This window comes from Vibrio plantisponsor (assembly GCF_013041605.1).
Taxonomy (GTDB): Bacteria; Pseudomonadota; Gammaproteobacteria; order Enterobacterales; family Vibrionaceae; genus Vibrio; species Vibrio plantisponsor.
Window position 1 is genome coordinate 88,451 of the sequence record NZ_JABEQC010000013.1, and the last position, 26,342, is coordinate 114,792.

22 protein-coding genes are annotated in these 26,342 nt (G+C 41.3%); 4 read left to right on the forward strand and 18 right to left on the reverse strand.

The window, feature by feature from the left end; genetic code table 11:
* Positions 1 to 38: 38 nt before the first annotated feature.
* The 7 genes from HKI82_RS17020 to rutR form a co-directional block, all read right to left on the reverse strand.
* Positions 39 to 596 (reverse strand): flavin reductase, encoded by a 558-nt coding sequence (locus HKI82_RS17020; RefSeq protein ID WP_171138670.1) that lies wholly within the window; start codon positions 594 to 596, stop codon positions 39 to 41.
* On the reverse strand, positions 589 to 1,179 hold the full coding sequence (locus HKI82_RS17025; protein WP_171138671.1) for a malonic semialdehyde reductase: 591 nt from the start codon (positions 1,177 to 1,179) through the stop codon (positions 589 to 591). The genes HKI82_RS17020 and HKI82_RS17025 overlap by 8 nt, the downstream gene beginning before the upstream one ends.
* Positions 1,180 to 1,191: 12 nt before the next feature.
* Entirely contained in the window at positions 1,192 to 1,968 is a 777-nt protein-coding gene (gene rutD, locus HKI82_RS17030; protein WP_171138672.1) for a pyrimidine utilization protein D, read from the reverse strand.
* A 38-nt stretch (positions 1,969 to 2,006) separates the two neighbouring features.
* Positions 2,007 to 2,396 (reverse strand): pyrimidine utilization protein C, encoded by a 390-nt coding sequence (gene rutC, locus HKI82_RS17035; protein ID WP_042481033.1) that lies wholly within the window; start codon positions 2,394 to 2,396, stop codon positions 2,007 to 2,009.
* Between the two features lie 10 nt (positions 2,397 to 2,406).
* Positions 2,407 to 3,117 carry a pyrimidine utilization protein B gene (gene rutB / locus HKI82_RS17040; protein ID WP_171138673.1) on the reverse strand — a complete coding sequence of 237 codons (711 nt, stop codon included), beginning with the start codon at positions 3,115 to 3,117 and terminating at the stop codon, positions 2,407 to 2,409.
* Positions 3,114 to 4,205, reverse strand: a complete 1,092-nt coding sequence (gene rutA / locus HKI82_RS17045; protein WP_171138674.1) for a pyrimidine utilization protein A — start codon at positions 4,203 to 4,205, stop codon at positions 3,114 to 3,116. Before rutA ends, rutB begins: the two co-directional genes overlap by 4 nt.
* Before the next feature lie 364 nt (positions 4,206 to 4,569).
* Positions 4,570 to 5,253, reverse strand: coding sequence for an HTH-type transcriptional regulator RutR (gene rutR, locus HKI82_RS17050; protein WP_171138675.1), 684 nt, complete (start codon positions 5,251 to 5,253; stop codon positions 4,570 to 4,572).
* 262 nt (positions 5,254 to 5,515) lie between these two features.
* Here rutR and HKI82_RS17055 point away from each other — a divergent pair, with 262 nt between their 5' ends.
* Positions 5,516 to 6,613, forward strand: coding sequence for a 5-methyltetrahydropteroyltriglutamate--homocysteine S-methyltransferase (locus HKI82_RS17055; protein ID WP_261881184.1), 1,098 nt, complete (start codon positions 5,516 to 5,518; stop codon positions 6,611 to 6,613).
* An 84-nt stretch (positions 6,614 to 6,697) separates the two neighbouring features.
* Here the strand turns inward: HKI82_RS17055 and HKI82_RS17060 are convergent, their stop codons facing one another.
* Positions 6,698 to 7,120 carry a (deoxy)nucleoside triphosphate pyrophosphohydrolase gene (locus HKI82_RS17060; RefSeq protein ID WP_102942371.1) on the reverse strand — a complete coding sequence of 141 codons (423 nt, stop codon included), beginning with the start codon at positions 7,118 to 7,120 and terminating at the stop codon, positions 6,698 to 6,700.
* 143 nt (positions 7,121 to 7,263) lie between these two features.
* Here HKI82_RS17060 and HKI82_RS17065 point away from each other — a divergent pair, with 143 nt between their 5' ends.
* Entirely contained in the window at positions 7,264 to 8,202 is a 939-nt protein-coding gene (locus HKI82_RS17065; RefSeq protein ID WP_171138676.1) for a DUF3427 domain-containing protein, read from the forward strand.
* Positions 8,203 to 8,421: 219 nt separating this feature from the next.
* Here the strand turns inward: HKI82_RS17065 and kdgR are convergent, their stop codons facing one another.
* The 8 genes from kdgR to HKI82_RS17105 all read right to left on the reverse strand — a co-directional run bounded on the left by kdgR (position 8,422) and on the right by HKI82_RS17105 (position 21,068).
* Positions 8,422 to 9,183 (reverse strand): DNA-binding transcriptional regulator KdgR, encoded by a 762-nt coding sequence (gene kdgR / locus HKI82_RS17070; protein ID WP_171138677.1) that lies wholly within the window; start codon positions 9,181 to 9,183, stop codon positions 8,422 to 8,424.
* A 143-nt stretch (positions 9,184 to 9,326) separates the two neighbouring features.
* On the reverse strand, positions 9,327 to 11,321 hold the full coding sequence (locus tag HKI82_RS17075) for a heparinase II/III domain-containing protein (protein WP_171138678.1): 1,995 nt from the start codon (positions 11,319 to 11,321) through the stop codon (positions 9,327 to 9,329).
* 22 nt (positions 11,322 to 11,343) lie between these two features.
* The gene (locus HKI82_RS17080) at positions 11,344 to 13,356 is read right to left on the reverse strand and encodes a heparinase II/III domain-containing protein (RefSeq protein ID WP_171138679.1); all 2,013 of its coding nucleotides are present in this window, start codon (positions 13,354 to 13,356) and stop codon (positions 11,344 to 11,346) included.
* Between the two features lie 18 nt (positions 13,357 to 13,374).
* A complete protein-coding gene (uxaC, locus tag HKI82_RS17085) occupies positions 13,375 to 14,793 on the reverse strand; it encodes a glucuronate isomerase (protein WP_171138680.1) in 1,419 nt (472 codons plus the stop codon).
* Between the two features lie 54 nt (positions 14,794 to 14,847).
* On the reverse strand, positions 14,848 to 16,620 hold the full coding sequence (locus HKI82_RS17090) for a sodium:solute symporter family transporter (RefSeq protein ID WP_102942365.1): 1,773 nt from the start codon (positions 16,618 to 16,620) through the stop codon (positions 14,848 to 14,850).
* Between the two features lie 232 nt (positions 16,621 to 16,852).
* A complete protein-coding gene (locus tag HKI82_RS17095) occupies positions 16,853 to 18,043 on the reverse strand; it encodes an alginate lyase family protein (protein ID WP_206361948.1) in 1,191 nt (396 codons plus the stop codon).
* A 438-nt stretch (positions 18,044 to 18,481) separates the two neighbouring features.
* Positions 18,482 to 19,198 carry an exonuclease domain-containing protein gene (locus HKI82_RS17100; protein ID WP_171138681.1) on the reverse strand — a complete coding sequence of 239 codons (717 nt, stop codon included), beginning with the start codon at positions 19,196 to 19,198 and terminating at the stop codon, positions 18,482 to 18,484.
* Positions 19,199 to 19,202: 4 nt separating this feature from the next.
* Positions 19,203 to 21,068 (reverse strand): DUF294 nucleotidyltransferase-like domain-containing protein, encoded by a 1,866-nt coding sequence (locus tag HKI82_RS17105; RefSeq protein WP_171138682.1) that lies wholly within the window; start codon positions 21,066 to 21,068, stop codon positions 19,203 to 19,205.
* A 574-nt stretch (positions 21,069 to 21,642) separates the two neighbouring features.
* Between HKI82_RS17105 and HKI82_RS17110 the strand changes: the two genes are divergently transcribed.
* The gene (locus tag HKI82_RS17110; RefSeq protein ID WP_042481078.1) at positions 21,643 to 21,966 is read left to right on the forward strand and encodes a cupin domain-containing protein; all 324 of its coding nucleotides are present in this window, start codon (positions 21,643 to 21,645) and stop codon (positions 21,964 to 21,966) included.
* 115 nt (positions 21,967 to 22,081) lie between these two features.
* Entirely contained in the window at positions 22,082 to 22,987 is a 906-nt protein-coding gene (locus HKI82_RS17115) for an alpha/beta hydrolase (protein WP_171138683.1), read from the forward strand.
* 72 nt (positions 22,988 to 23,059) lie between these two features.
* Here HKI82_RS17115 and HKI82_RS17120 read toward each other — a convergent pair whose 3' ends face one another.
* A complete protein-coding gene (locus tag HKI82_RS17120) occupies positions 23,060 to 24,532 on the reverse strand; it encodes an EmmdR/YeeO family multidrug/toxin efflux MATE transporter (protein ID WP_171138684.1) in 1,473 nt (490 codons plus the stop codon).
* Between the two features lie 12 nt (positions 24,533 to 24,544).
* Positions 24,545 to 26,206 (reverse strand): pectate lyase, encoded by a 1,662-nt coding sequence (locus HKI82_RS17125; protein ID WP_171138685.1) that lies wholly within the window; start codon positions 26,204 to 26,206, stop codon positions 24,545 to 24,547.
* Positions 26,207 to 26,342 lie beyond the last annotated feature (136 nt).

Consider the following 26,342-nt stretch of genomic DNA (forward strand, 5'->3'; position numbering starts at 1 on the left):
GGAGCTCCTTCCCTAAGTCGTTTATTTAAGTAACCCTGTTAAACAAGGCTGTGATACTTACGATTGAAATAAACAAGATTCGAAGCTTGTTCCGTTTGACCAACTCCGAGCACTTCACAGAAAAAGACATCATGAGTACCTACCGATGTGCGTGATGAAATGCGGCAGTCAAATACGGTTGATGCCGCATTTAACGCTGGCGATCGTGTGACAAACTGTTGCCATTCCACCGAATCAAAACGTTCTGCTTGATTGAGTTTGCTGGCGAACACACCCGATACCGTTTCTTGGCCTGCTGCCAGTGTGTTTACGCACAGATACTCTGCTTTATCAAACATGGAGAACACTGAAGACGAGCGGTTTAAGCACACCAATAGCGTTGGCGGAGCATCAGTCACACTGGTGACTGCGGTTGCAGTAAAGCCCGCAGGTTTGCCATCTACCATAGTGGTAATAACATTCACTGATGCACCAAGCCCAGACATGCCATTGCGGTAAAGCTTTACACCTTTGTCGTCAGTGTCAGCAAACGGGGTAAAGCTGAGTTCATTTTCGTTTGCTAACGCAAATGGAATATTGATAGCCAAATTAGACATACAAACACGCCTCTTCTAACGCTAAGCGAGGTAGACGACCATACAACTTAGAAGCGTCTCCATAGCCAATATTGATGATTAAGTTGACGCTCCAGCTTGTACCTGAAAAAAACGCTTCATCGACCGCTGCTGCATCAAACCCCGAAAGTGGCCCCGTATCGAGCCCCATAGCCCTCGCCGCCATAATCATATAAGCCGCCTGCATAGAGCTGTTTCTCATCGCAGTTTCAGACGCAAGCGCCTCGCTTGAGGTAAACCAGCTTTTCGCATCACCATGAGGGAAAAGTGTTGGTAAGGCGTCGTAAAACTTGCGGTCATAAGCCACTAATACCGTCACGGGTGCGGTCATGGTCTTTTCTAAATTACCGCTCGACAGTGTCGGAGCTAAACGCTGCTTTCCTTCTTCAGAGGTAATAAAAACAAAGCGCGCAGGAGAGCAGTTTGCCGACGTCGGCCCTAAACTGGTCAGTTGATACAACTGTTCAATCTGCGCTTGGCTGACTTTCTTATCCAACCAACCGTTGTGCGTTCTCGCTTTTGTAAACAGTTGCTTTAACGCTGACGAATCCATCGTCTCGTTCATTCGGATTTCTCCTTAAATCTCGTTATAAAAATCAAGCATCGTTTTATTAAACGTCACAGAGTCTGAAACATTGCAGGCGTGTCCCCCTTTCTCTAATAAATAAAACGAAGAGTGGCTGAGTTTTTTATGTAACGTTTCTGAGCAGGAATATGGCACCAGTAAATCATCACAGCTTGCGATAACACCTGTAACACAACGAATCAAATCAATATTTTCAGAGATATCGAAACTTTCCACCGCCGCGATTCTTCTCAGTAAGTTGTCTTGATTGAAAGGCGAAGAAAGAACCTTATCCGCTTCTTCCTTCAACAAAGCAGCATTATTCTTCATCCATTCCGCAGGATACAAAAACAGTGGCTGCGCCTTGAAAAACATCTCTATACCAGAATTTCGCAGCAGAGATTTTCTAATGTCAAAACACAACTTGGTATGATCATCAGTTTTTTCCCAAGCGTTAATGAGCAATAAGCTCGACACTCTTTTTGGGAAATCAGCCGCAAGTTGTAAGCCAATAAGCCCACCTAACGCATGACCGATGAAATGAACACGTTCGCTATCTGTTTGATCCAGCAAGGTGACGACTTCCTTAGCCATGTCCGCGATGCTGTAACCTTGCGGAATATCGCCTTGGCTTTGCCCTGTCCCCAAGTGGTCATACACAATCACTCGAAAGCGACTTTTCAACAGTGGCAACTGATGATGCCAATAGCTGTGCGAACCACCCAAACCAGAGGAGAGAATTACCGTCTCTTTATTTCCCTGACCATCGTCATGAATTTCGTAATACATGTGCTGCTCTACCTTTTAAAGCGTTGAGTCAAATCAACTCAGGCTTTACCAACGTGTGCAATAGACGCAATTTCGATCAACGCTTCTTCTTTCACTAAGCCACATTGAATGCAGTAGCGAGCCGGTTTTTCACCCGGAAAGAAATCCGCATACACAGCGTTAATCGCAGCGTAGTCCGCCCAGTTTTTAATCATGATCATGTTGAAAGTCACGTCATCCATTGTGCCGCCAGCTTCTTCAACAACACTGCGAATGGTGCTGAGCACGTGACGAGCTTGCGCTGCTGCATCTCCCGGAAAAACCACGTTATTTTCACTGTCAAAAGGCAGTGTTCCTGAAACATACAACACTCCATCTGCCATAGAACCTGGCACATAAGGGGCAAGCGGTTTTCCTGTTCCAGCAGGAAGTACGGTTTGTTTAGGCATAGTAATCTCCTTATTTAGCCAAAGCGTTTGAATAATCTTCCAGCGTTGTTACCCATCCGAAGAAAGTTCGGATGTTGAGTAACGCTGCATCGTGCGCTGAGCGCGGTCCCGCCTGATGTGTGGCATCAGAAAGCACGACACCAAAGTATTCGAGATGGAAACCGTCTCTTAATGTCGATTCCACACAGACATTCGTTGCGATACCAGTGAAAACAAGATTTCGTATCCCACGCGAGCGCAACATGGTGTCTAGGTTGGTGTTAAAGAAGCCGCTATAACGGGTTTTCGGAATAATCCAGTCTCCCTGTTGAGGTTTTATCTCTTCAACTAACTCGTAATCCCAACCACCTTTTGAAAGAAATCGACCAGATAGCTCTGGTTGTTTACGCATCGTTTTCAGAGCGTTGGACTTATGCCAGTTTGGCGAACCTTCGCCACCGGCTTCGACATACTTGTTGTCCCAACCGTTTTGCAGAAAAACCACTTGAATACCCGCTTTGCGCGAGATTTCGATAGTTTTGTTGATGTTTTCAATCACAGGTCCAGTACCTGAAACATCAAAGCCCGCCAAATCCAAATACCCTTCTTTGCTGGCATATGCGTTCTGCATATCCACCACAATCAAAGCCGTTTCACTGGCTTTAATCGCCAGATTTTCTGGTTCAGCTTTTAATACAACTTGTGGAGATTCACCTGTATTCAGTGAGTAGCCAGTAATCATGCTGCGTACGCTCCCTGAACTGTGACGTGTTGACGAGTTTTCATTAACGGTTGAATACGTTCACCAAACGCTGTGACGCCTTCGACAAACTCATCGAAAGTCAGCAATACGCCACCTGTGCCTTCTACTTCATCCACTTCGTCCAGCAAACGGGCAACAGTTTCGTAAGACCCAACTAAAGTCCCCATGTTGATATTGACCGCAGAAGTCGGATCCGACATTTGGCGCACGTTAGTATCGCTACCAGATTTGGTATCCTGCGCAGCTTGAACGCCCAGCCACTCCAACGCTGCGTCATCTTTCCCTGCTTTGTAGTGTTCCCATTTCGCACGAGCCGCTTCATCTGTTTCGTCAGCAATGATCATAAACAGAACAAATGAGCTAACGTCACGGCCGGTCTTTTCCGTCGCCTCAATCAAACGACTCGCTTGCGGAGCGAACGCTTTAGGCGTGTTGACACCTTTACCAAAAATGAAGTTGTGGTCAGCGTATTTTGCTGAGAATGCCATGCCAGCATCACTAGAACCGGCGCAGATGATTTTCATTTTTTCCTGAGGTTTAGGGCTTACGCGACAATCTTCCATAGTGAAATAGTCACCTTTGAAATCCGAAGATCCGGTATCCCATAAATCGCGTAGAACTTGTGCATATTCAGAAAGGTAATCATATCGAGAAGAGAAGAACTCATCGCCCGGCCACAGCCCCATTTGGGTGTATTCCGGCTTTTGCCAACCTGTCACCAAGTTAACGCCAAAGCGACCATGAGAAATAGAGTCAATGGTGGAAGCCATACGAGCAACAATCGCTGGCGGCAAGGTTAAAGTTGCTGAAGTCGCGAACAATTGAATTTTAGACGTTACCGCAGCAAGGCCCGCCATTAAACTGAATGACTCTAGGTTGTGTTCCCAGAACTCTGTTTTTCCACCAAAACCGCGTAGCTTGATCATCGATAGAGCAAAATCTAATCCGTAATGTTCTGCTCTCAACACAATCTCTTTGTTCAGATCAAAAGTCGGCATGTATTGAGGTGCATTTTCCGAGATCAACCAGCCGTTATTTCCAATAGGAATGAAAACACCAATCTGCATATAAAACTCCTTGTAATTAACCATGCATATATTTACTTCCTCGTATTGATCTAAATCAAAGTTTGTGCCAACAATTCATTTACTTTAATTAACAATTAGTTAACGTACTTTATACTCAAAAACCAGACCATCTGGTCTGTTTTGAAACATCTGGAATGGTGCAAAAGCACTAATCAAGTGCACAAAAAACACTCAACGCGCGTACAAAAGCAAACAAGAACAAGCAGCTAAATGAGTAGATTTATAAGCACAGATGACGGGTGAAATGACAGATAAAAGGAAAGGAACAAGGAAAGAAGAAGGTCACCCTTTTGGTGACCTCTCAAAGCTGAAAAAGTAGGTATAAAAAGCGCTTACTTAAGCGTTAAGCAATGCCATTAAAGATAATGTTTTGGATAGACTGACAGGTATCTTCAAAAAATTTCTTATTAGTCAGATCTTTACCTGTAATCGCCTTTACCTGAACACTAAAATCCGCGTAGTGTTGCGTGGTCGACCAAATAGTAAAAATCAATTGTGTTGGATCGACAGGCTTAATTTTTCCTTGGCTTATCCAACGTTCAATGACTTTAGATTTCTCTTCAATGATGTTCTTCAAATCACCATTTAAGTAGCTTTTAAGAATCGGAGCGCCTTGAATGATCTCCAAGCAGAACAGACGCGAAGCTTGTGGCTGGTCTCTAGAGAGTTCCAACTTAAGGCGGATATAGTTTTCTATTGCGGTTTTCGGATCATCCACTTCATCAAAGCCAGCAATCGGTGCAAGCCAGTCGTTAAGGATGTTTTCCAAGATGGTTAAGTAAAGCTCTTCCTTGCTTTTGAAGTAGTAAAACAGATTGGTTTTAGAGATATCAGCACTGTTGGCGATCTGTTCAATCGTTGTTCCGTGAAAGCCATATTGTGAAAACACAGCCATCGCCGTTTCAAGAATAAACTGCCTTTTATCGTCAAACTTCTTTCGTCTACGAACTCCGGGTTCTACCGTTGAGCGACTTTTCTTTAACGTGCTTACTTTCGTCCCTTTTAGCGATATACCTGCTTTAGCCATACGTCTTCCTGACACCTTCTCAATACTGCTCAATGAGAGCCATACTAGCATCTTCAAATCGAAATGTGTTTTGGATATGTAACGATTTAACGTTAAAACACAGCTACGGGTTTAAAAGGCCAAAGTGAAATTAATTCATATGCAACATGACCAAAATGCCATTGAGTACATACACATTTATAAGTAATTATTTGGACGTCTAGACGTATTCAGGTCTCCCAGCATTTCGAGGTATTCACATGTCAGGTCATATCAATCCTTAATCACTCCGTTTTACGCTGATCAAGTTGGCAGTTTATTACGCAGTGAAAAACTCAAAGCCGCTCGCTTACAAAAGCAGAACAACGAGATTACAACAGAGCAGCTTATTCAAATCCAACGACAGGAAACGCGTCTGCATGTAGAGCAGCAGAAACTGGCTGGACTTACCGTAATTACAGACGGTGAATACTCACGAGCTTGGTGGCACTTTGATTTTCTTGAAGGTTTGAACGGCGTTGACGGCTACACTCCTGAAGTTCCACTTAACTTTAAAGGCACAAAACCGAAAACTCACAGCATCAGAATCACAGATAAAATCAGCTTCAACCCTAACCACCCTTTTCTTCGCGATTTCGAATTTCTCAGCTCTTTGCTCGACCCAACGCAGCATGTTGCCAAACAGACCATTCCAAGCCCAAACATGCTCTTCCTTCGCGGAAAAAATGTGGCTGAATGCTATCAGGATAATGAAGGGAAATTCATCAGCGACTTAGTTCAGACTTATCAAGACGCCATCAAAGCCTTTTACGACAAAGGATGTCGTTACTTGCAACTTGATGACACCTCATGGGCGACCTTCTTTTCAGAGGAAGGGGTTAGTGGCCTTAAAGAGCTTGGTTACAGCACGGAAAAGCTACTCGCTATTTTTGAATACTTGTTGAATGAATCCATTAAAAACAAACCAGAAGATATGCTTATCACCATGCACATTTGTCGCGGAAACTTTCGATCAACCTACTTTGGTTCAGGTGGTTATGAAGCAGCAGCCGAAACTATTTTTGGACGACTTAAAGTTGATGGTTTGTTCCTAGAGTATGACGACGAGCGTTCTGGTGGTTTCGACCCTCTCAAATACGTCACCAGAAGTGACCTGTTTATTGTTCTAGGTTTAATTACCTCTAAATCCCCAGAGCTTGAACCGAAAGAATACATAAAATCACGTATTCAAGAAGCCACAAAACACATCCCCCTTGAACAATTACGTTTGAGCCCACAATGCGGCTTCGCATCGACGGAAGAAGGCAATATCCTCACAGAACAAGAGCAATGGAACAAACTCAAACACGTTGTTGAAATTGCAGAGGAAGTTTGGGGGTAATTAGGTATATAAGGTGAGGTTTTGGAGTATATCTGTCTGACAAAGCAATATACTCCAATCAAAATAACTCAATTAGACTAGAACCTACTTATCAAAAATTGACGCTAAACATTCTGCAATAGGCACATCAGCGGGAGCCAAATTTTTCACCAAAAGGGCGGAAACATTCACCCATTCAAACTTATCGTGGTCGGTCATTACGAAGCTACTTCGTCGAAAATCGCAAGAAAAAGCAACTAACTCTATTTGAAACGTGCCGTAGTCGTGCAATACAGTTTTTAAGTGATGCTTTACGTCAACTTCCATGTCTAACTCTTCGAGCAATTCTCGCTTTAAACATTCCTGTAACGACTCGCCTTCTTCTACTTTTCCACCAGGAAATTCCCAATGTCCTCCTAGTGATTTTTCTTGCTTACGTCGGCATACGAATACATATCCATCATCATTAAATATAACGCCACAGGCCACTTTTACCGGAGAGTTATTCCCATATGACCTTGTTTTCATAACTACTACCTACTCAACTAAAGACTTTAAACATTTGTCATTATGATCCCATTTTTTGCAGGGTTCAAACGTTGTGCGAGCGAAATAAACGGTATACCGTATATCTTTACAGTATATTGTTCGCATGCATTTAGTGAGGGCCTATGGCACGAGAAAATGAAGATTTTCTTTATGACAAATTTGTTGTGGGAGAAAAGTATGATCGTATGAGCGTGATGAAGATAGGAGAAGTCACAGTTCCCCAACAAGCTCGCGACATTACAGGCATTACTCGCTTCAATAATTCTATCGTTCTATTCGTCACATTGGATAAATCAAACAAAGAGAAAGCGCACAGATACAACGATACATTTCTACTTGATGGCAAACAGTTTTTTTGGGAATCACAAAACTCAAACACGCCGAAATCCCCCGCTATTCAAAATATTATCAACGGATATCCAGCTATTTTGTTTGTACGTATCCATGACAAGATAAAAGGCGTCACTCAACCCTTTATCTTTGCGGGAAAACTAAAGTATCTGGAACACGACAAAACTAACCCTGTAGAAGTGCTATTTGAAGTAGAGAACTATCAAAATAAACCAAATGCTTTACTGGGGAAAATTTACGCATGGAGTACAGATACCAAAGAGTCACTGCTTAGCGATTTGCCCAAAGCTTTAATGAAAGTCAAAAACTCTGCTCAAGGCAGAATGACTGATTCAAAGAAGAAGAAAGCTATCGAGCTGCATGCTATGAAAGTGGCAATTGAGTATTACCAACAATTGGGATATGACGTAAAGGATACATCATCCAACTGTCCCTACGATTTAGAGTGTTTTCAAAACGAGTCTTTTCGCCGAGTTGAAGTAAAAGGGACAATGTCTACAGGTCAGTTTGTTAACGTCACAAGAAATGAAGTACGAGACGCACTTTCTGAAAACTGTGAGACGGATTTATTCATTGTTAGTGGTATCGAAGTGTCGGTTATGAGTGCTGGAAAATATATAACTGACGGTGGAAAAATTAGGCTAATTGCAAACTGGAAACCTAAAGCTGAAGATCTTGAGCCGACCATGTACAGATATAACGCTGGATAAAAAAGAGCCGCAAAAAGCGGCTCTCAATAACTCGGTTTTGTTGATACAACCATAAATTAATATTTTTGTTATGCCGTATATTTGAGCGTAAAACTTGTGTAGGAAACTTTCTTGCCAAAATATGAACTTGTATTCCCCCTCACCTCACGAACTAATCGAGTAACGAGTTAACTTATTACAAGATCACATGGTAAATAAGAGATGGCAGACAGTTTTATATCATAGGCGATTTGAAATATTTGAGGCTGTAGCTTGCAGCCAATTTATATACTTTGATTTATTTTCTTCATTAAACCGAAAAACAGGAAGCGATATAGAAAGTGCTGCAATAACAGCGCCCATTGAATTACAAACGGGAACGGCAATACATATAAGCCCTGGCTCTAATTCTTCATTATCTTCAGCATATCGCTGTTTTTTTACCTGCCTGAGATCTTTCAATAACAGTTCAATATTTTCATGAGTATTTTGAGTATGCCTAATATACTCTACCGACGCTAACTGAGAGATAACCTCATTTGTAGACATATTGCTCAGCAGAGCCTTTCCCATTGCCGAACAATATAGTGGAATACGCTTACCTGCTCTAGAATGCATTTCCAGATGGTAAGATGAATCCACTTTGTGTAGATATAGAGCAGAATGCTCATAGAGCACTCCTAGATGTACTGCCTCCTTCGTTGCTTCAGCTAGCTCTTGCATATCATCTTTTACAACGTCGAACAAATTCGTATATTCTCGCGCTTTTGAGCCTAACTCAAATAACTTTAGGGTTAATACATATTTATCAGCGTCTCCTTTTTGATCAACGAAGCCTATAGATTTCATAGTCTGCAAAAATCGATAAGTTGACGCTTTTGACATTTTAAGACGTTTAGATAGTTCTGATAATCCACTCTCATTTCGCTCTCCTAATGCTTGTAGAATAGTAAATACTTTCTGAACAGAAGAAACCAAATCTTGCTGAATTAAATTATCCATTAGACTTTCCAACTTTTTGTTTTCTCCTAAAACATCCTTCGTTGAGTGATTTTGAAGACAAAGCCTCCCTAACTAATCAAATAGCCGAGATAAATAAAGTCTGTAATCACTCAATAAATAGAGAAGAGAAAATGAGTTAAAGATTATACAAACGCGAGTTTCGATGTGCTGTAGTTATATTGGTATCGGCTATTCACACCATTTCGGCAAAGCTCGATTTCAACTAGAGCGTCATTAATCCAGCTAACACTTTTCACCATCGCTCCCCCATCCAGATCATGTAGCACGACCGAGCTAAACCTTTCTGATTGACTACGGACCACAGTGTAAGCGACTTTGCTTGTTGCTGGATTATCGAGGCCGCTACATAGATACATTAGCGACTTTTGGTTTACGAATATTTGTTGGTTAAACTCTCTTTCTCCTTCGATATGGTAGCGTAACGCTTGTTCATCAAAGCTGTTCTGAGAACAATTTTCTAAGCGAGCCAATACTTTCGAAAAAGGATTAATGATGGGAATAAACGACTCATCATGGCAATGACTTCCTCTAACAATATAAGTCATATCCAGCCTTCTCTTTTCAGGGTTATGCACTTTGGTCAGATCTAATACGCAATCACCAAACCATATAAATGTCCTACGGTACACAATCCCTTTATAAGCTTCGTTACTCCATTGGTTAATTACATGGCTATCTACTTCCGGAGGAGGAGAATTCCAATCGGCAATCACATCTAAAAGGGTATAGCTGTCATTCTTATCGTAATACAGAACTTCTGGTGTATTGGGAGACTGGTTACACTCATCAACCGTCAATGTATTGTGGGTAGCACTATTCTTGTAGTAATTGTAATGCAACTCAGCTCCATATCCGGTCGTTCCGAGATCCGGAATAATTTCTTTGCCATTTCTGCATAGCACCAAATTCAAGCGATCGTAATGATCGTGTTCACCGCCAAAAGGAGCATGTTTTACCAACATAAAGTGATTACGTTCTTCATTGAACTCGCTGGTATATCCAGAATACGGTTTATGAGAGGACTGACATTTCAGTGAATCCACTGGTTTAAGAATATCAACACCGTATAAAAGCGCTTCCAGATTATGGCGATCTTCGAAGGAATAAATGTACTGCAAAGCTTGGTGCAAAATCGTAAATGGATATTCTCTATATCCAAACTCAAACACCTCTGATTGAATCACTTGCTCTTGACCTGCGATACAGTCATTCAATCGCGGGAATCGACCATTACTCATGATCAAATCCAACGGTAGCTTAATCATCTTAAGAAGATTTGGGTTCGCGCCTACCGAATAAGGCGTTTTATAGGCAATTTTCTCGTAAATCAACAACGATTGGAGCGCATAGTAATGGTAGTGAATTGATCCTTCAAACCACATCCCTTCCCCAATAGCACCATAATTCAATTGATAGTGAAGTCCGTAGTCTGAAATCAGGGCAAAGTTGATATAACGTTCATCACCGAGTAAAAGACCGATGACACCGACTGCTGCATTGATCCGAATTTCATGGTTATGAAGTTGAGGAGAGCGATGAGCGATAAGGAACTCTGCACCTTCACGTAGTAGGCTTTCTTCAATTTTTTCACGCTCAAATGATTGAATATCATCCCGAATAAAATCATAGCCTCGTGCGAAATTTAAGTGACAATTTGCTTCACACAATGTTTGAGCATTCGCTTTACCCGGACCGTTGTATGGAATATCTCCATGCACTTCATAATGGGGGTAGTTAATGGCATATTTTAATAAAATATCTTTAACTTTATTGAGGTACTTAGGCTCTTGAGTCAATTGCCACAATAGGCCAAGCTCATAACAGGCTTTTGAATTGAGATCATTCAACCAACGCCACCAAGCACCGTCATAGGGTTCACCCCGAAATACCTTGCCATCAACGGGACAACGATGATCTTTATCATTATGTCTGTCCCAAATGAGCCTGACACCATGTTCTGGGCAATAATAATATAAGTTCCAAGTAGCACGGGCATCCGGCGGCACTAAAGTGTCACTGGTCAGTATTACTTCGTTATCTTTAACGAGCTTATTAATGATTGCCAACGTGGTCCGTTGGCGAATCTCATTTATTTCTTTCTCGTCAAATTGCAGCATAAATACCTCTAAGCCAAACCACTTAACTATGTAATACGTTTCTAATCAGCAAGCATGAAGAAAAATCATATTGAAAAAACACTTGTTCTTCATTGTTGGTTACCATAAAAGTGACACTGTTATCCTGCCATTGAGTGTCATTTATCTGATAGTGCCCACTCTCTGATAGATCATGTAAAACCAACGTATTTAATACCGGCGATCGACTCGTGACTAGCAGATAAGCGAGGTCAGAGGTAGCTGGGTTATCCGGAGCATTACCGACCAGAAAATCGCAACAACTATCCGTTACTACGGTTTGTTTATAATCACTTTGCCCATCAATGCGGTAAACCAGAGATTGTTCATAAATGCTCTTTCTCTCGTGGCAGTTTTTCATGATAGATAAAGGACCATCCAAGGTGTTTTCAACAGCCGTCCAGCTAGGATTCAACAGATGTTGCCCGCGGGCATGATAAGTTAAATCAAGCCGTTGCGAGTCAGGATTGTGAACCGTAATTAACTCAATAAGTGCATCACCAAGCCATAAAATACAACGTCTAAACCTTACGTTCGTGTAAGCTTCAGTATCCCACTCATCAATGGTATGACTATCCACCTCTGCCAGTTTAGTTCCCCAGTTAACCTCAGTATCTACGAACTGGTAGCCATCCTGTTCCAGATACATATGCACAATTGGGTTAATCGGAGGTTGATTCGACTGATTCACTACCAATGTATTATGTGTCGAGCTGGTTTTGTAATACTGTTTATGCAGGCAGGCACCGTATCCGGTGGTCCCAAGATCTGGAAGTATCTCTTGCCCGTTTCTAACAATGATTAATCCCAACCGATCATAATGGTCATGCTCTCCACCGTATGGGGAGTGTTTCAATAAGTAACTGTTCTTAGACTCTGACTCATATCCCAATGTATAGCCAGCATCTGGCGCATGTATCGAGCTGCATGAAAGCATCTCGGTTGCAGCATAAGCGTCGTCACCATAAAGCAGAGCTTCAAGGTTATTACGGCTCATTGTCTGATAAATTGTATTTAACGCCTTATTAAACACCTCATTTGGAAAAAGCTTATTGGCAAACTCGAAGATATGAACATGGGATAATTCTTCCTGACCGGCGATACAATCATTCAGGCGAGGAAAATATTTTTCTGTCATCAGGAGTTTTAACGGAAATTTAAGCATTCTTTTTAAGTTCGGATTGTTAGAAACCGAATACTCCGTATTCCATGCGACTTTCTCATAAGCCAATAACGCTTGTAAGGCATAGTAATGATAATGAATGGAGCCTTCAAACCACATTCCTTCTCCTAAACAACCTTTGTTTAGCTGGTAGTGCAACCCGTACTTAGAGTTCAACGCAAATTCCAAATACGCTTTCTCTTGGAGTAACAACCCAATAATTCCGATGGTCGCATTGATTTTCATTTCATGGTTATGAAGCTGGTCTGTTCGGTGCTCTATCAAGAACACAGCCCCCTCACGAAGAAGACGTTCTTCTATGAAATGTTTGTCAGCATCACTTAACTCGTCAGAGATAAAGTCATACCCGCGAGCGAAATCCAGATGACAGTTTGCTTCACAAAGCGTCTGAGCATTCGCTTTTCCTGGTCCATTGTAAGGAATACCGCCATGAACTTCATAGTCAGGATAGTACTGAGCATATTGGAGTAAAATATCTTTAACTTTACTTAAATACTTAGGGTCCTGTGTCAATTGCCACAGTAACCCAAGTTCATAACAGGCTTTTGAGTTCAGCGTATTTAACCATCGCCACCAAGCTCCGTCATACGGTTCACCACAAAACTGTTGATTATCAATCGGGCAAGCGTGTGTCGTTGGGCTTTTTCTATCCCAGTTCAGCCGCACGCCATGTTCCGGGCAGAAGTAATACAGATTCCAAGTCGCACGAGCATCAGGCGGAACGAGGGTTTCACTATTTAAAACATCGAAATTATCTGCAATCAGCTTTTCAATCAGCTCATTGGTAACTTTCTCACGAATTCGTGTTATTTCTTGGGATGTAAACTGCAACATAATTAATAACTTACTAATCTAAAATTCAAAAAACTGCTGAGCATTACGATAACAAACGTTTTGCACGGTAAACTGAAGAAGCTCCCAATCGTCGGGGATATCACCTTGCAAAACCCAAGTGCTTAGCTGATTACAAAAAATGCGTCGAAAATATTCGTGGCGGCTTAAAGACAATATGTTTCTTGAATCCGTTGTCATGCCAATAAAACGCCCTAGTAGCCCCAAATTTTTTAATGTTGTTAGTTGCTGTTCGATCCCTTGTTTGTGATCGTTAAACCACCAAGCAGGTCCAAACTGGACTTTTCCACCAGCCGAATCACTGTCCTGAAAGGCACCGCACAACGCGATTAGCGCAGAGTTTTCACTAGGGTTAAGATTAAACAGCACCATTTTGGGTAGTTGATGACTAACGTCTAACTCATTAAGCAGCAGACCTAAGTTTTTTATTTTTGGAAGGTCTGACATTGCGCTGAACCCCGTACCCGCCCCAACTTCCATCTTTCTACGAGCATTAATGTTTGGTGTGACACCAATGTGGAGTTGAAGAGTCCAATCCAGTTGATGGCATAACTTGCCAAACTCAACAAAAAAGTAGCATTTTAATTTTCGTACTTGCTGACTATTCAATTCATGACCGGTGAGCACTTGCAAAAAAATATTTTCAGCTTCGTGTTTTAACGGCAACTCGAAGTCAACCTCTGTTAGTCCTAAATCAGCTAAACGACAACCGTGAGAATCGAAGTACACCATTCGTTCTTTAACAAGAGCGATATACTCAGTCAATGTTGTGATTAAGTTGTTTTGTAATTTGCTGAGATTCAACAACATCAGACAAAACGATTGAATGTCATTAAAATCAAATAGTTCATCAGCTCGAAACGTAGGTAAAACCTTCGCGTTGATTTTTTCTGAATCGTATTCCGTTGCCAAAAGTGCGTGATACTTTAGGTCTTCAAATGGAGAATTTGTTGTGCACAGTACTTTAACGTCGAGTTGCTCTATGATTTTCCTATACGGCAAGTCATTTTCTTGAATGTATTGAATACTTTTAAACCAAATGTCTTGTGCTGTCTTTTCACTTACGATTTCATCAATATTAAAAAATCGACTTAATTCTAAGTGAGACCAATGATGTAATGGATTGCCGACTAAGTAGGGCATGGTTTCGCACCACTTAATAAACTTCTCATAGTCACTTGCACTACCAGTAATAAAGCTTTCTTCTATTCCATTTGACCTCATCGCACGCCAGTAATAATGGTCATGTTTCAACCAACACTCATAAAGATTGTTAACTTTGCAGTCTTCATACAATAACTGCGCGTCTAGATGATTATGAAAATCAACGATTGGAATAGATTTGGCGACGTGATGATAGAGTTTTTCTGCTAACGGGTTAGTTAATAGAAAATCATCATGAATATATGATTTGTTCATAATTCACCTATTCTTAAGCAGAGCCTAATTGAATAGGCTCTGCATTTATTACGATTAACTATTAACTTGACGCGATTGTGCTATCTCTTCAGTAGGCCTTGCACTCTTAAGCAATAAGCCACCAACAGTTACAATGACCAAACCACAGAAGACAAATGCCATACGTCCCCAGAACGGATTCGGAATTAAGACCATTGCGGATACCGCAGCACCGAAGATTAAAATCAATTTACCTAGCATATGACGTTGTTGACGATCCATCTCATCCTGACCAGCTTCTTCAATGACAGGAGTCTCAACGTCATTCCAGAATGCTTTGATTTCTTCAGCTCTTTCCTTCGCAGGCTCTTTGTAGAATTTCGTTGTTAAGCAGAAGAAACCACCAGTAATGAATAAATGCCCGATGATGCCAGCCATTACTCTCATGTCAGCAGCTTCACGCCCCGTAAAGCCATTTTCTAAGCCAAGCCAGTTTGCAATTACTTCTGGAGTAATAACAAAGCTTACAACATAAGAAACAACCATGCCGACAACTAGCGTCGCCCACGCTGCCCAGTCAGGTGTCTTACGGATAAAAACACCAAAGAACAACGGTACCAAAATTGGCATTTGAAGAAGAGTACTCACGTACATCATTGCATCAAACAAACTTAAACCGCGTAGTGAGTTAATAAACAGTGCAACCATAATGATTAACACACCAAATACTAACGTTACTACTTGGCTAACTTTCAATAGTTTTTGGTCGGAAGCTTTTTTGTCTACAAAAATAGAATAGAAGTTGCGTACAAATACACCTGCATTTCTATTTAAGCCTGAATCCATAGAAGACATTGTCGCCGCAAACACAGCAGACATTAAAAGGCCTACCATACCTGCTGGCATTACTCTTTCAACAAACACCAAATAAACTGCATCTGCTGCTTTTTTACCTAATTCAGCAGAGTGAGCCATTGCCGCGTCAGGATATAGAATAGCTGTAGCCCATGGAGGCATGAACCAAATAGCAGGTCCTATTAGCATAAGAACAAAAGCTAACAACGCTGCTTTACGCGCATTCTCTGAGTCTTTAGCAGTTAAGAAGCGATATGAGTCATTCATGTTATTGATATTCTGTAACTGCTTGACAAACATGAATATAAACCAACTGATAAACAGCAATGGGTAGTTCATGTTTGGTCCCATAATAGAATCAACAGGGAACTGTTCTATCAAGTTACTCGGACCACCCACTTTTACAATTGCAGCGACAGCACATACGACAGTTACAGACATAATAACCACCATTTGCACGAAGTCCGAAGCTACCACGCCCCACGCACCGCCAATCAATGAAATAAAGAGAACAGCGGCACCTGTAATTACAATTGTTGTACCAATATCGACTTTAAAAACGGCACTTACAAACAATGCCAGACCGTTTAACCAGATACCCGTGTAGACAATGCTCGTTGGCATTGTTGCCCAAGTAAATACTTGTTCATTGGTGGCACCAAAGCGGCGGCGAACCCCCTCAATTGGAGTAATCGTACGCATCTGGCGAAAACGGTACGAGAAAAACAACCATGACAGTAAAAAGCCAAACGCGTTAGCCATAAAAACAACCATGATTGGGAAGCCATCAGTAAATGCCTTACCAGCGGCTCCCGTAAAAGTCCACGCACTGAACTGTGTCATAAACGCTGTAGAGCCAACCATCCACCACAACATTTTACCGCCGCCCCGAAAATAGTCGCTCGTTGAACGTCCAGCAAATCTTTTAAATATAACGCCTATTGCTACCATAAAAACGAAGTAGACGAATACTACAAGTATGTCTATATTCATTTTGTACTCCCATTAAAATTTGTTTTATTCTTAGAAATAAAAATGTGCTTATAAATTTTTCTGTAATTAAATAAAATAGAACTCTTTCACCCGTTAATTTTCTAATTTTATTTAAAGATATAATTGGCAAGTTTTCATTCAATGTGACCATCATCACACAGGTCGTTTATTTATGTGACATTAGCAACACTTTGTACAATATAAAACCGAATGATAAACACTGGGCAGCCAATTAAAATAGCAAATTAATTATTTTTTCTTCATTCTCTTTAGATTGCTTTAATTCAGACAGTGCTTTATCGAAGATCTCATCGTCATAAGCTCTTTCTGCATATAACATATTTTCGTAAGCAATATCTTTTTTCATTCCTTTCAATTCTTTATACGGCCATTCAGTAGGGGTAACAACATATTTGGCGATATATTTATATCCATTATTTAAACTATGTTTGTCTACTTCGTAATTCCAAACATCAACACCAACTAGTTCACCATAATGTCCCAGCAAATTATATGCTTCTAGATTGAAGTTGGAGTAATGCCAAGGTTGTGTACGTTCAAGCTCAGCATGTTGTTGCCCTTCGGTATTGAAATGTCCACCGATCCGGCGCATCTGTGTCACTCTTAATCTCTTTTTCGCGAGATCTGGTTGCTTAGTGAAAATAGAAAAAGCAACCACTTGAGCATCAAACCATGTGCCGTGGTTGTTATGCCAGTTATCTTCCTCAAACCCGTTGTTACTGCTAATTAACCAATCATTAAATTGTTTAAACCAAGAGACGATTTGCGCGTAATCTTGCTCCGATAAGCTCGGTTTAATGAGTTCAACACTGTCAACAACACCAATGAGTAATCGGCTATCAATGATTCCGATGCCACGACCATCAACAATGCCAGGGATTGCCTGAGCATAATTCATGTTCGGATTCATGCGAGTATCGGGATCAATAAGCCAAGCCTTCAGTTGTTCGACCGCTTTATTTGCATATTCTTCATTTTCCGTAAAGTAATACGCTAGACCTAATATTTTCACATCGTTAGCAAATGAGATAAGTCTCTGCTTATCAGTTGCTGACGTTTTAGTATCCATATTATATTGACCGTCTTTTCTTATATACGGCAATCCATCTTTTGTGTCTGGATTCGGCCACCAGTAAGGACCAAAACTGTAATAATCATGCTTATCACCACTTGCGGGTAATAATGTTTTATTTACAACCGGATCAATAGTATTAGATAGCGCTTTATCTGCTTTAGATATCAAATTTTTATATGAAGAATTCACATCCACAAGATGATTTTTATTTTTTTCTAATGCAGTCAAATCATAACTTATAGGAGATACTTTAATATTTAACTCTGCGGCATTAACTCCAAGAGCCATTAATATAGAGACCGATAAAATCACATTCTTAAGTTTCATAATTATCCTTTCACAAAATAGACCATTCAAATAGTTTCTAATATTTAATTTAAATATAATTTCACAACACTTTTAAACTTATCGGTTTATTTGTTCGCTTCAAAAAACAGTAAAGCGTGATGTAGATAACACAAGCCAACCTAAAACGTGACATTGCACACAAAAAAATAAAAGGGTTATCTCTGCTTAAACTATCTTCAGACTTTATGAATTGAGGGAAATGTAAGCACTCGTTCGCAGATCATCGATGCTGACTGGCTTCGGCTTTTCTCACCAGCAGCCGCATATTTAACAACATAAGCATAGTTAAAAGATACTGATCGTCGTCTCGTGACTATTCAGCTAAATACCACTATCCCTAACAGAAAGACAGTTGGGTAATATCACACGTTCATTTCTGATTCGAAACGGTTGCTTAAGCCCTCTCACACTTTGTCTCTAAGACTGAATTTTCTTAAGGTTCATTCCCTTAATATGTTCCAACTTGAGTTTCTTGATCTGTACTAAGAATAGTTCAGCACACGCTAAAGCATCGCTCGCCGCAGAGTGCTCTAAGTAATTTGGGAGTTTGTAATGGCTGCGCATGTCACTAAGCTGGTAGCTTTTATGAGAACCCGTTTTACCAGCGTAGCTGAAACGCTTTTCGACATGAATGGTATCTATGAAATGCGCAGGGAACGCATTTAGCTGATAGTGATGACCCAAAAATGTTTCAATAAAGCTTCTTTCAATATTGCAACTGTGGGCCAATATGACTTTACCTTTGGCCCGTTCTAATAATCGCTCAATACCCTGCTGGATAGAAACACCATCAGCCAAAGCTTTTGGTGTTAGTCCATTAATTTCAGCAGATTCGGCGTTTACGTACTCACCATTATTAATCAGCAACTCCTCAGAACTGAAAAGGTCAATTTGCTCTAAGTTGAACTCAACCATACCAATCGATAGAACCTTGTCCTTGTGAGCATTTAATCCTGAGGTTTCGAAGTCGAGCGCCAAATACTCTAGCTTGTCTAATGGTGTGTTTAAATCCGTTAAAGGCTGTGAGAGATACTCTTTTACAGCCGTCGGCCATTTATCATTAAACTCTATTGTTTTTCTTAACTGTTCTGCCGCCGAATGACATTCAGTCCCTTTAAACATACGACGAATCATACTACTACCCCACTAGGAACTTCAGTTTAGCCACATCCTGTAATTCACTGATAATTTTGAACGCATCTTTTAAATGCTTTCTTTCAAAACTGCTAAACTCATCCGGTGAAATATTGTTGTTGGGTACACGATTAGACAAAATTGCATTTAGCTGATGGCGAAAACGCACCTGTATTAAGAATCTATATGCTCCAATAATGTTCTGGCAACTGTCTTCAGACAAGGTTCCATGTTCAGCAGCATAGCGAAAACGTTCTTCTGTTCCTGTCAATGAACCACCAGCAGATAAGCTGAAAATTCGAGCTAAATCGATAATCAGGTTGAGCGCATATTTTTTAATATTCAGGGTGTTTGTGTTTTCACCACCTTTTTCCAAAACTAAACTATTAAAAATACTCAAAGGTGGCTGAGTTTCAATTGCATCACGCACTAAAGCTGGAATGAACCTTCCGCTCTTTTGAATGCAGTCGTGCAGATGCCGTTGAATTTGTTCTACATAATCTCGATTGCCATATATAGAACGAACTTCTAGAAACACACTAATGCTCAGTAGCTTGCTGTATTCTGGACTTGAAACCCACTTGCTGTAGTAGTCTTTCCAAACCGAGATTGGTTGACACCACTTAGGCGTTGCTGCCATGTATTTACCATCGCAAAGTGGATATCCACACGCAGCCAGACCATTACAAACCTTCATCGCTAAATGCATAAAATACGCTTTTTGTTCATCGCTCACATCGTCAGAGAGAACCAAAGCGCTGTCTTGATCTGAAAGCATATGTACTTCATTACGAGCATGTGAGCCCGCCACTATCCAAGCATAATCACATGGCGGAGGACCAAGCAGGTCTTCACTTAATTGTATAATTCTACGAGTGAATGCATCCATAATCGTCGACATCACACGACCTTGGATCTCAGCACTCACACCACTCTCAACTAATGCTTGGAAAATGGTTTCACGTTCTTCTTTCAAAGCCGCTAGGGCGCTAATAGAGCTCGTGTATTTAATCTTCTGAATCAGAAATAGTGATTGCGTTCGGTGGTTATGGACAAGATGCGTTGTCGTAAGTAATCCCACTACCTTCCTATCATTCACTACTGGTAGACAACGTATGTTGTATTGCAGCATCAATGAGATGGCTTCAATCACTTTTGAGCTGCTTTCAACCAGCACAGGATTAGGGGTCATCACCATTGATATAGGCATGCCAGTATCAATACCGGCCGCGACGACCGAACGAGTCATATCTCGGTCAGTCACCAAACCCGCTATTTCGTTGTTTTTCATCACAACAGCACATGAGCTACGCTGCCTACCACACATCTCGCGGGCAACATCTTTTATTGAATCATCGACATCAACGATAGAGATGTTTTCACTGGCAATTTCGCCAACTGTTCTGAAAAATAGTCCCTTATCCTCTTTGCGAGCTACCTGATTAATTGCTGAGCTCAACCGAATATTAGCTTTAGCTGCAAAATAATCTTCAAATTCAGGGTGGCTTTCACACACATCTTTCAGAACTTTGTGCGGAATAAGATAGAGCAATGAATCTTCAATGGCTTCTGCTTGATAGCCGTCTTCAGAGTGCGCTAGTGGTTGAAGGAATGTGAAACCAAACTGGTCTTCTTCACCCAAACGCGCTCGTAGCTCGCCTAGTGGTGTTCTTTGTTCGATTGCGCCTGTTCTAATAATGTAGAGATAACGTTGCTCACACAAAGCACTGAAACCAATTACTTCTCCTTCAACCAAGTACTTAATTTTGATGGAGTTTGCGATTGTCTCAACAACAGAGGATGGTAACCGGTCAAAAGGGTCTATCTTGACCAAAAAGCTTTGAATGTTCGGAGTAATTGAAGTACCCATATTCACCTATCTTTACCATTAACTATGAACTAAACAAATCTGTTGTCGCGTCCGCACAATTATCACAGGAAGCATTTCAGCTTGCTCAACCACAAATCACAATATTAAAACAACGTTTTATTTATTGTGATGATTGTATAGTAACCCACTTCTACTTTGCCACTAAAATGTATCAATGTTCATTCAACCTTTGTGTCCCTTGGCTATTGGTTTAACAATCACCTACAACAATATGTTTTCAAAGAAAACTGTTGCGTTAAATTCTATCCACTTAATTTTATTAGTATTTTTTAAAGGATCAATGTTCATATCACATTAATGAAATATCGTTTTGATTTTATTGATGTGTGGGTGTATTTTTTGTATTATACAGCCAATAGGACATTCTGATGCTAGTGAAAGGCCTAGCATTAAATTCCAATTTGGCATTATTGGTTTAAGTGATGTGAACCAAATGACTCGCCTAGATAGAGACCAACTTTCGACTCGAGCGAGCGTGTGTCGAAATATCGCTTTGCTGGCGATAAAAAGAACACTGTGATTCCATCAGAAGCAATTTAAGTAAGGGCAAGCTATGTTCGTATACAACAAAGACGTGAAACTCGAAGATTTAGGTAATGGCATTTCTCGCAAAATTCTCGCATACAGCGAAAACATCATGAGCGTTGAAGTTTACTTCGAAAAAGGTGCTGTTGGTACTCTACACAACCACCCACACGAGCAGTTAACTTACGTTCTTTCTGGCGAATTCGAATTCACTATCGGCGATGAGAAGAAAATCGTAAAAGCTGGTGACGCACTGTACAAAGAGCCAAACGTCATGCATGGCTGTGTATGTTTAGAAAAAGGCGTTTTACTCGATAACTTCACGCCAATGCGTAAAGACTTCATCGCTTAATTTATCAATTTCTTATAACAACTATCTTCATATTCCCGACATACAGGGACCTATGGATCTCCTTGCCAGTCTAGTAGACTGGCTTTTTTTTATCTGAAATTTTGCTGAGGCTAACATGGAATATCACTCCCACTTCGAATCTCTGTTACAACTAAACGAAACCTCTGAAGTTTTTCCCCTGTGGCCGTCCACTCAAATTAGTGAGAATGTCACTGCAATAGTCCAGCATCGTGACCTAAACGATCTCACTTCTAACCGACTTATATCGGGTGTCTCATGCCCAGAGCTAATGGTTTATACGCCTCAGCAATCAAACGGTATCGGTATTGTTGTTCTACCAGGAGGGAGTTATCAGAGAATCTCTATTGATAACGAAGGCAGAGATGTTGGTAACTCTCTAACTGCGCTGGGTTTTACTGTTTTCGTATCTACTTATCGCATGCCGGGTGAAGGTCATAACTTAGGTTCTGAAACTTCTTTAGCAGATGCACAGCGCGCTATCCGTTGGGTACGTGCAAATTTAGATAAGTGGCAGCTTCGCTCTGTTGGTGTTCTTGGTTTTTCCGCTGGCGGTCACCTAGCAGGTCAATTAGCGACTCGTTTTGCTACCCAATTACAAGAAAATGTTGATGGAATTGATGCCCTATCCGCTAAGCCAGACTTTTGCGGACTGATGTACCCTGTTGTCACGATGAACGACGAATTCGGACATAAAGGCTCTGCTTATGAGCTGTTGGGTGCACACAAGACCGAAGAAGAACTCAATCGCTACTCTATTGAAAAATGCGTGCATAGTGACATGCCTGCTTGTTTTCTTGTACACGCTAACGATGATGATTCGGTGCCAGTAGAAAATAGCCTACTGCTTTGGCAAGCCTTAAGGGAACATAAAGTCCCTGTAGAAATGCATTTGTTCAACGAAGGGGGGCATGGGTTCGGAATTGAAAAAGTAAAAGATATGCCTGCCCACCAGTGGCCAACTCTATTTCACAACTGGATTGGCCATGTTTTAAGGTGCTAGCCATATTCAAACATCAAATTACTAACAACAAAATGGCCCCTGATGTTTCTAGTTTTCAGGAGCCATTTTGGTTTATTTCGTTGATGCAGAAGCGGCTTTCACTTTTAGGTAACTCTTAAGCCATCCGAGCCTCATCATCCTCAAATAGAAGATTGAGCCACGAATCCACCAGTCGGCAAACATACCAGCCCAGATACCATAAATGCCAAACTCTAAGTAAATTCCAAAAATGTAGCCAAGAACAATACGTCCTCCCCACATACTGGCAATAGATATATACATGGTAAACTTGGCGTCTTTTGCACCTTTAAATGCAGCAGGTAATACCCAAGAAGCAGCCCAAACGGGCATCATTATCGCGTTGATAAATACCAGATTGAGTATTACTTCAACAACTTCGGCTTCATCTGTATACCAAGCTGCCATATAAGGAGACAACGGAACGAACACAGCGGAGAACAGACATAGTACTATCGTCGCCGTCCAGAAAATAAGCTGCATTTCCTGAAAGGCAACTTTAGGTTTGTTTTGTCCCAGCCTTTTCCCTACCAATACCGTTGATGTCATTGCTAACGCATTACCCGGAATGTTAAGCAGTAACAACAATGAGAAGGTAATAACATTACCAGCCATTGCCACAGTGCCAAGGCCTGCAACCATGATTTGAGTTATAAGCTTACCCAAATTAAACATGAGGGATTCAACACTGGCGGGAACACCAACACCCAAAATGTCGAAAAGGATTTTCTTATCAAACCCAGTAAAATACTGGCGAAGAGTGACGATAAACGTACTGTTGCGAGTTAAGCAGACTAAGATTATTACTGCGCCCGCCCAACGAGCTAGGGTAATACCGAAAGCGGCACCTAGCATTCCAAAGCCTTGCCATTCGATGCCAAACAAACCGTGTGATCCATATATCAACGGATAGCTAAAAAGTATGTTTAACACGTTCATAGCAATATTCGACATAGCGGGTAATCGAGAGTTACCGACTGCGCGTAATATACCGCTACCCACGAGAGTTATCGCCAAGGCTGGATAACTTAAAGCAACCAGATTTAAATACTTGTCACTAAGCGCAATAACCTCATCTTCTGCACCATACGCAACGATATAGAGCATGGAATCTGAAAACAGGAAGATTGATAACATGGATGCAAGGGCTACGGACATTCCCAGTACCATCACCTGCCCTGCAGCAGACAATGCGGAAGTCCTATCCCCTCGCCCAAATGACTGAGCGACAACAACAGAACCACCGAGCGCGACAGCAGTCATTACTGAAATAATGATCCACGTTATACCATCCGTAAAACCCACTGCTGCAGTTTTGTCTGCACCAAGGCGAGCAACAAGTACCGTACTGATGATTCCCATCAGCACGACGCAAGAGAGCTCTAAGATGATTGGCCAAGTAAATGGCCAAACATGGCGTCTTAATAAAACTTTATGACGATAGCGAACTTTTAAAGATAATTTTGGAAACAACGGCCCACGAGGCTTATTCCTTATGGGTCCAGGTTCCGAAGAAGAGTTTGACATGGCGACTCCTACTTAACGCGCAACCATAGCCATTTCATTATGAGGCTGACCATATATTACATCGCGGTCATACACCACTTTAATTTCACCGTTTACATTACGATCACCGTGCAAATATCCACCTGTTGAAATCATCTGTGGAATCTCATCATACACGCCAGCATACGCCGCTTCCAAAGCCAATAGTGCATAAGCAATTGGGTCATCCAAGCGAGCGTATTGCTGAGTAAGATCTTCAACAAATAGGCCACTATTTTCGTGGTAATGCTTCTTAAGCAAGTTTTGAGCAACACTATCAGCCAGAACCAATAAGCGTTTGTCTTCACTATGTTGATGCAGTTCTAGGAGCGCAAATAGCAAGTAAGTTGATGCTAGGTTTGACTTCTCAGCGACCGCCACTGGAACCAAAGTTTCAGCATCAAGCGAACCTAAGTTAAAACGCTCAAACATCTTCGCCGTCAACACGTTAACTTGTTCATTTGAACTAGCACGAGCAGCACGAACTAAAGTCAGCAAGTATGCGGGATCCGCTGGACGACGAGCTAAGGTTGTACCTTTTTCACCATAGTAACCGTGACGTTTGAATGTGTACCCTGTTAAATCCGTGCCGTCCGTCCACATTGGAAGAACTTCGTTGCTTTCTTCATCCCAGGCATGAGAGAAGTACCCTACAATCCCTTCAATTACCCAATTAAGCCACTCTTCTTCATTAATATTTTGTACACAAGACAACATAGCTAATGGGTTGTCGACAACAACTGCCCAACAGTCGCGGAACAGTACATTTGCTTCGCGAGCAATATCGCCAAATTCAGGGCCAAACTGACGCTTTGCTCGGTCACCAAACCAAGAATAAGTCAGACGGTCATCTTCCGGAACAGGTTCACGCTGCTTAGGGGAAGAGAACTGATAAACAGGCATACGTGTTTCTGGGTGACGCGCAGCCACAAACTGACGATATAAGTGTTTCGCCCATTTCAGCGCATTTGCATCACCTGTGTAACGATAGTAATGACAAGCTGCATAAATCAAATCAGTAGATGCATTAACGAAGGTTAAACCGACAGTTTCTGGCAGTTCAGGCCACTTCGCAGGATCGACCACTTCTTTCGGTTGATGTATTTTAAATAGGTCTGCTGGGAATTCTTTGCCATATTCGCCATGACGGGTCAAATCGAGTTTCTCCCAGTCTGTAACGTGTGCAGCCCAAAAACCTTTTAAGAAGTTTTCTGTTGTCTCTGGTTGCATTTGGAACAACAAATCATAAAACGGAAAATGGTGCTTAAGTTCGTGCACACACTCTTTACTTGCTGGGCCTTCAATATCACCAGTTTCTAGGTTTACAAATCGATGGCCGCCCCACTGTAATAAACCACTGGCTTTATCAGCATAGTTCTCTAGAAAATATTCCGTAATATTCTGAGCTTCATGTAGGTACAAATTGTTACCTGTTAGCATACTAAGCGCTAAATACCCACGCATGAGATTTTGCTGGCTAGCAAAGTTGCTCATTGGTACCTCAACCCCGTCAGGATAGATCCACTTGACTGGTTTTAAGGTTTTCACATCAATGCCATCAGCCATCAGTGGGCTATGTGAAGCTTTGCCTAAATCTAACGATTGCTGGTAGAAGCGCTTAACAATAGGAAGCAGAGAAACACGAGAATCAGACATAATACTTTCTCCAATAATAAGAAGGCGTTGATAACAAGAAGAAAAACTCTTAGTTGAAGCAAAATTTTTCTTTTTGGTATAAACAACTATACCCAAGTAACATAAGTCACTTGGGTATATAGCCTCCCCTAAGGGA

Coding starts and splice junctions, on each gene's coding strand:
- HKI82_RS17020 (WP_171138670.1), bottom strand. CDS start 596: ATGTCTAATTTGGCTATCAATATTCCATTTGCGTTAGCAAACGAAAAT.
- HKI82_RS17025 (WP_171138671.1), bottom strand. CDS start 1,179: ATGAACGAGACGATGGATTCGTCAGCGTTAAAGCAACTGTTTACAAAA.
- rutD (WP_171138672.1), bottom strand. CDS start 1,968: ATGTATTACGAAATTCATGACGATGGTCAGGGAAATAAAGAGACGGTA.
- rutC (WP_042481033.1), bottom strand. CDS start 2,396: ATGCCTAAACAAACCGTACTTCCTGCTGGAACAGGAAAACCGCTTGCC.
- rutB (WP_171138673.1), bottom strand. CDS start 3,117: ATGATTACTGGCTACTCACTGAATACAGGTGAATCTCCACAAGTTGTA.
- rutA (WP_171138674.1), bottom strand. CDS start 4,205: ATGCAGATTGGTGTTTTCATTCCTATTGGAAATAACGGCTGGTTGATC.
- rutR (WP_171138675.1), bottom strand. CDS start 5,253: ATGGCTAAAGCAGGTATATCGCTAAAAGGGACGAAAGTAAGCACGTTA.
- HKI82_RS17060 (WP_102942371.1), bottom strand. CDS start 7,120: ATGAAAACAAGGTCATATGGGAATAACTCTCCGGTAAAAGTGGCCTGT.
- HKI82_RS17065 (WP_171138676.1), top strand. CDS start 7,264: ATGGCACGAGAAAATGAAGATTTTCTTTATGACAAATTTGTTGTGGGA.
- kdgR (WP_171138677.1), bottom strand. CDS start 9,183: ATGGATAATTTAATTCAGCAAGATTTGGTTTCTTCTGTTCAGAAAGTA.
- HKI82_RS17075 (WP_171138678.1), bottom strand. CDS start 11,321: ATGCTGCAATTTGACGAGAAAGAAATAAATGAGATTCGCCAACGGACC.
- HKI82_RS17080 (WP_171138679.1), bottom strand. CDS start 13,356: ATGTTGCAGTTTACATCCCAAGAAATAACACGAATTCGTGAGAAAGTT.
- uxaC (WP_171138680.1), bottom strand. CDS start 14,793: ATGAACAAATCATATATTCATGATGATTTTCTATTAACTAACCCGTTA.
- HKI82_RS17090 (WP_102942365.1), bottom strand. CDS start 16,620: ATGAATATAGACATACTTGTAGTATTCGTCTACTTCGTTTTTATGGTA.
- HKI82_RS17095 (WP_206361948.1), bottom strand. CDS start 18,043: ATGAAACTTAAGAATGTGATTTTATCGGTCTCTATATTAATGGCTCTT.
- HKI82_RS17100 (WP_171138681.1), bottom strand. CDS start 19,198: ATGATTCGTCGTATGTTTAAAGGGACTGAATGTCATTCGGCGGCAGAA.
- HKI82_RS17105 (WP_171138682.1), bottom strand. CDS start 21,068: ATGGGTACTTCAATTACTCCGAACATTCAAAGCTTTTTGGTCAAGATA.
- HKI82_RS17110 (WP_042481078.1), top strand. CDS start 21,643: ATGTTCGTATACAACAAAGACGTGAAACTCGAAGATTTAGGTAATGGC.
- HKI82_RS17115 (WP_171138683.1), top strand. CDS start 22,082: ATGGAATATCACTCCCACTTCGAATCTCTGTTACAACTAAACGAAACC.
- HKI82_RS17120 (WP_171138684.1), bottom strand. CDS start 24,532: ATGTCAAACTCTTCTTCGGAACCTGGACCCATAAGGAATAAGCCTCGT.
- HKI82_RS17125 (WP_171138685.1), bottom strand. CDS start 26,206: ATGTCTGATTCTCGTGTTTCTCTGCTTCCTATTGTTAAGCGCTTCTAC.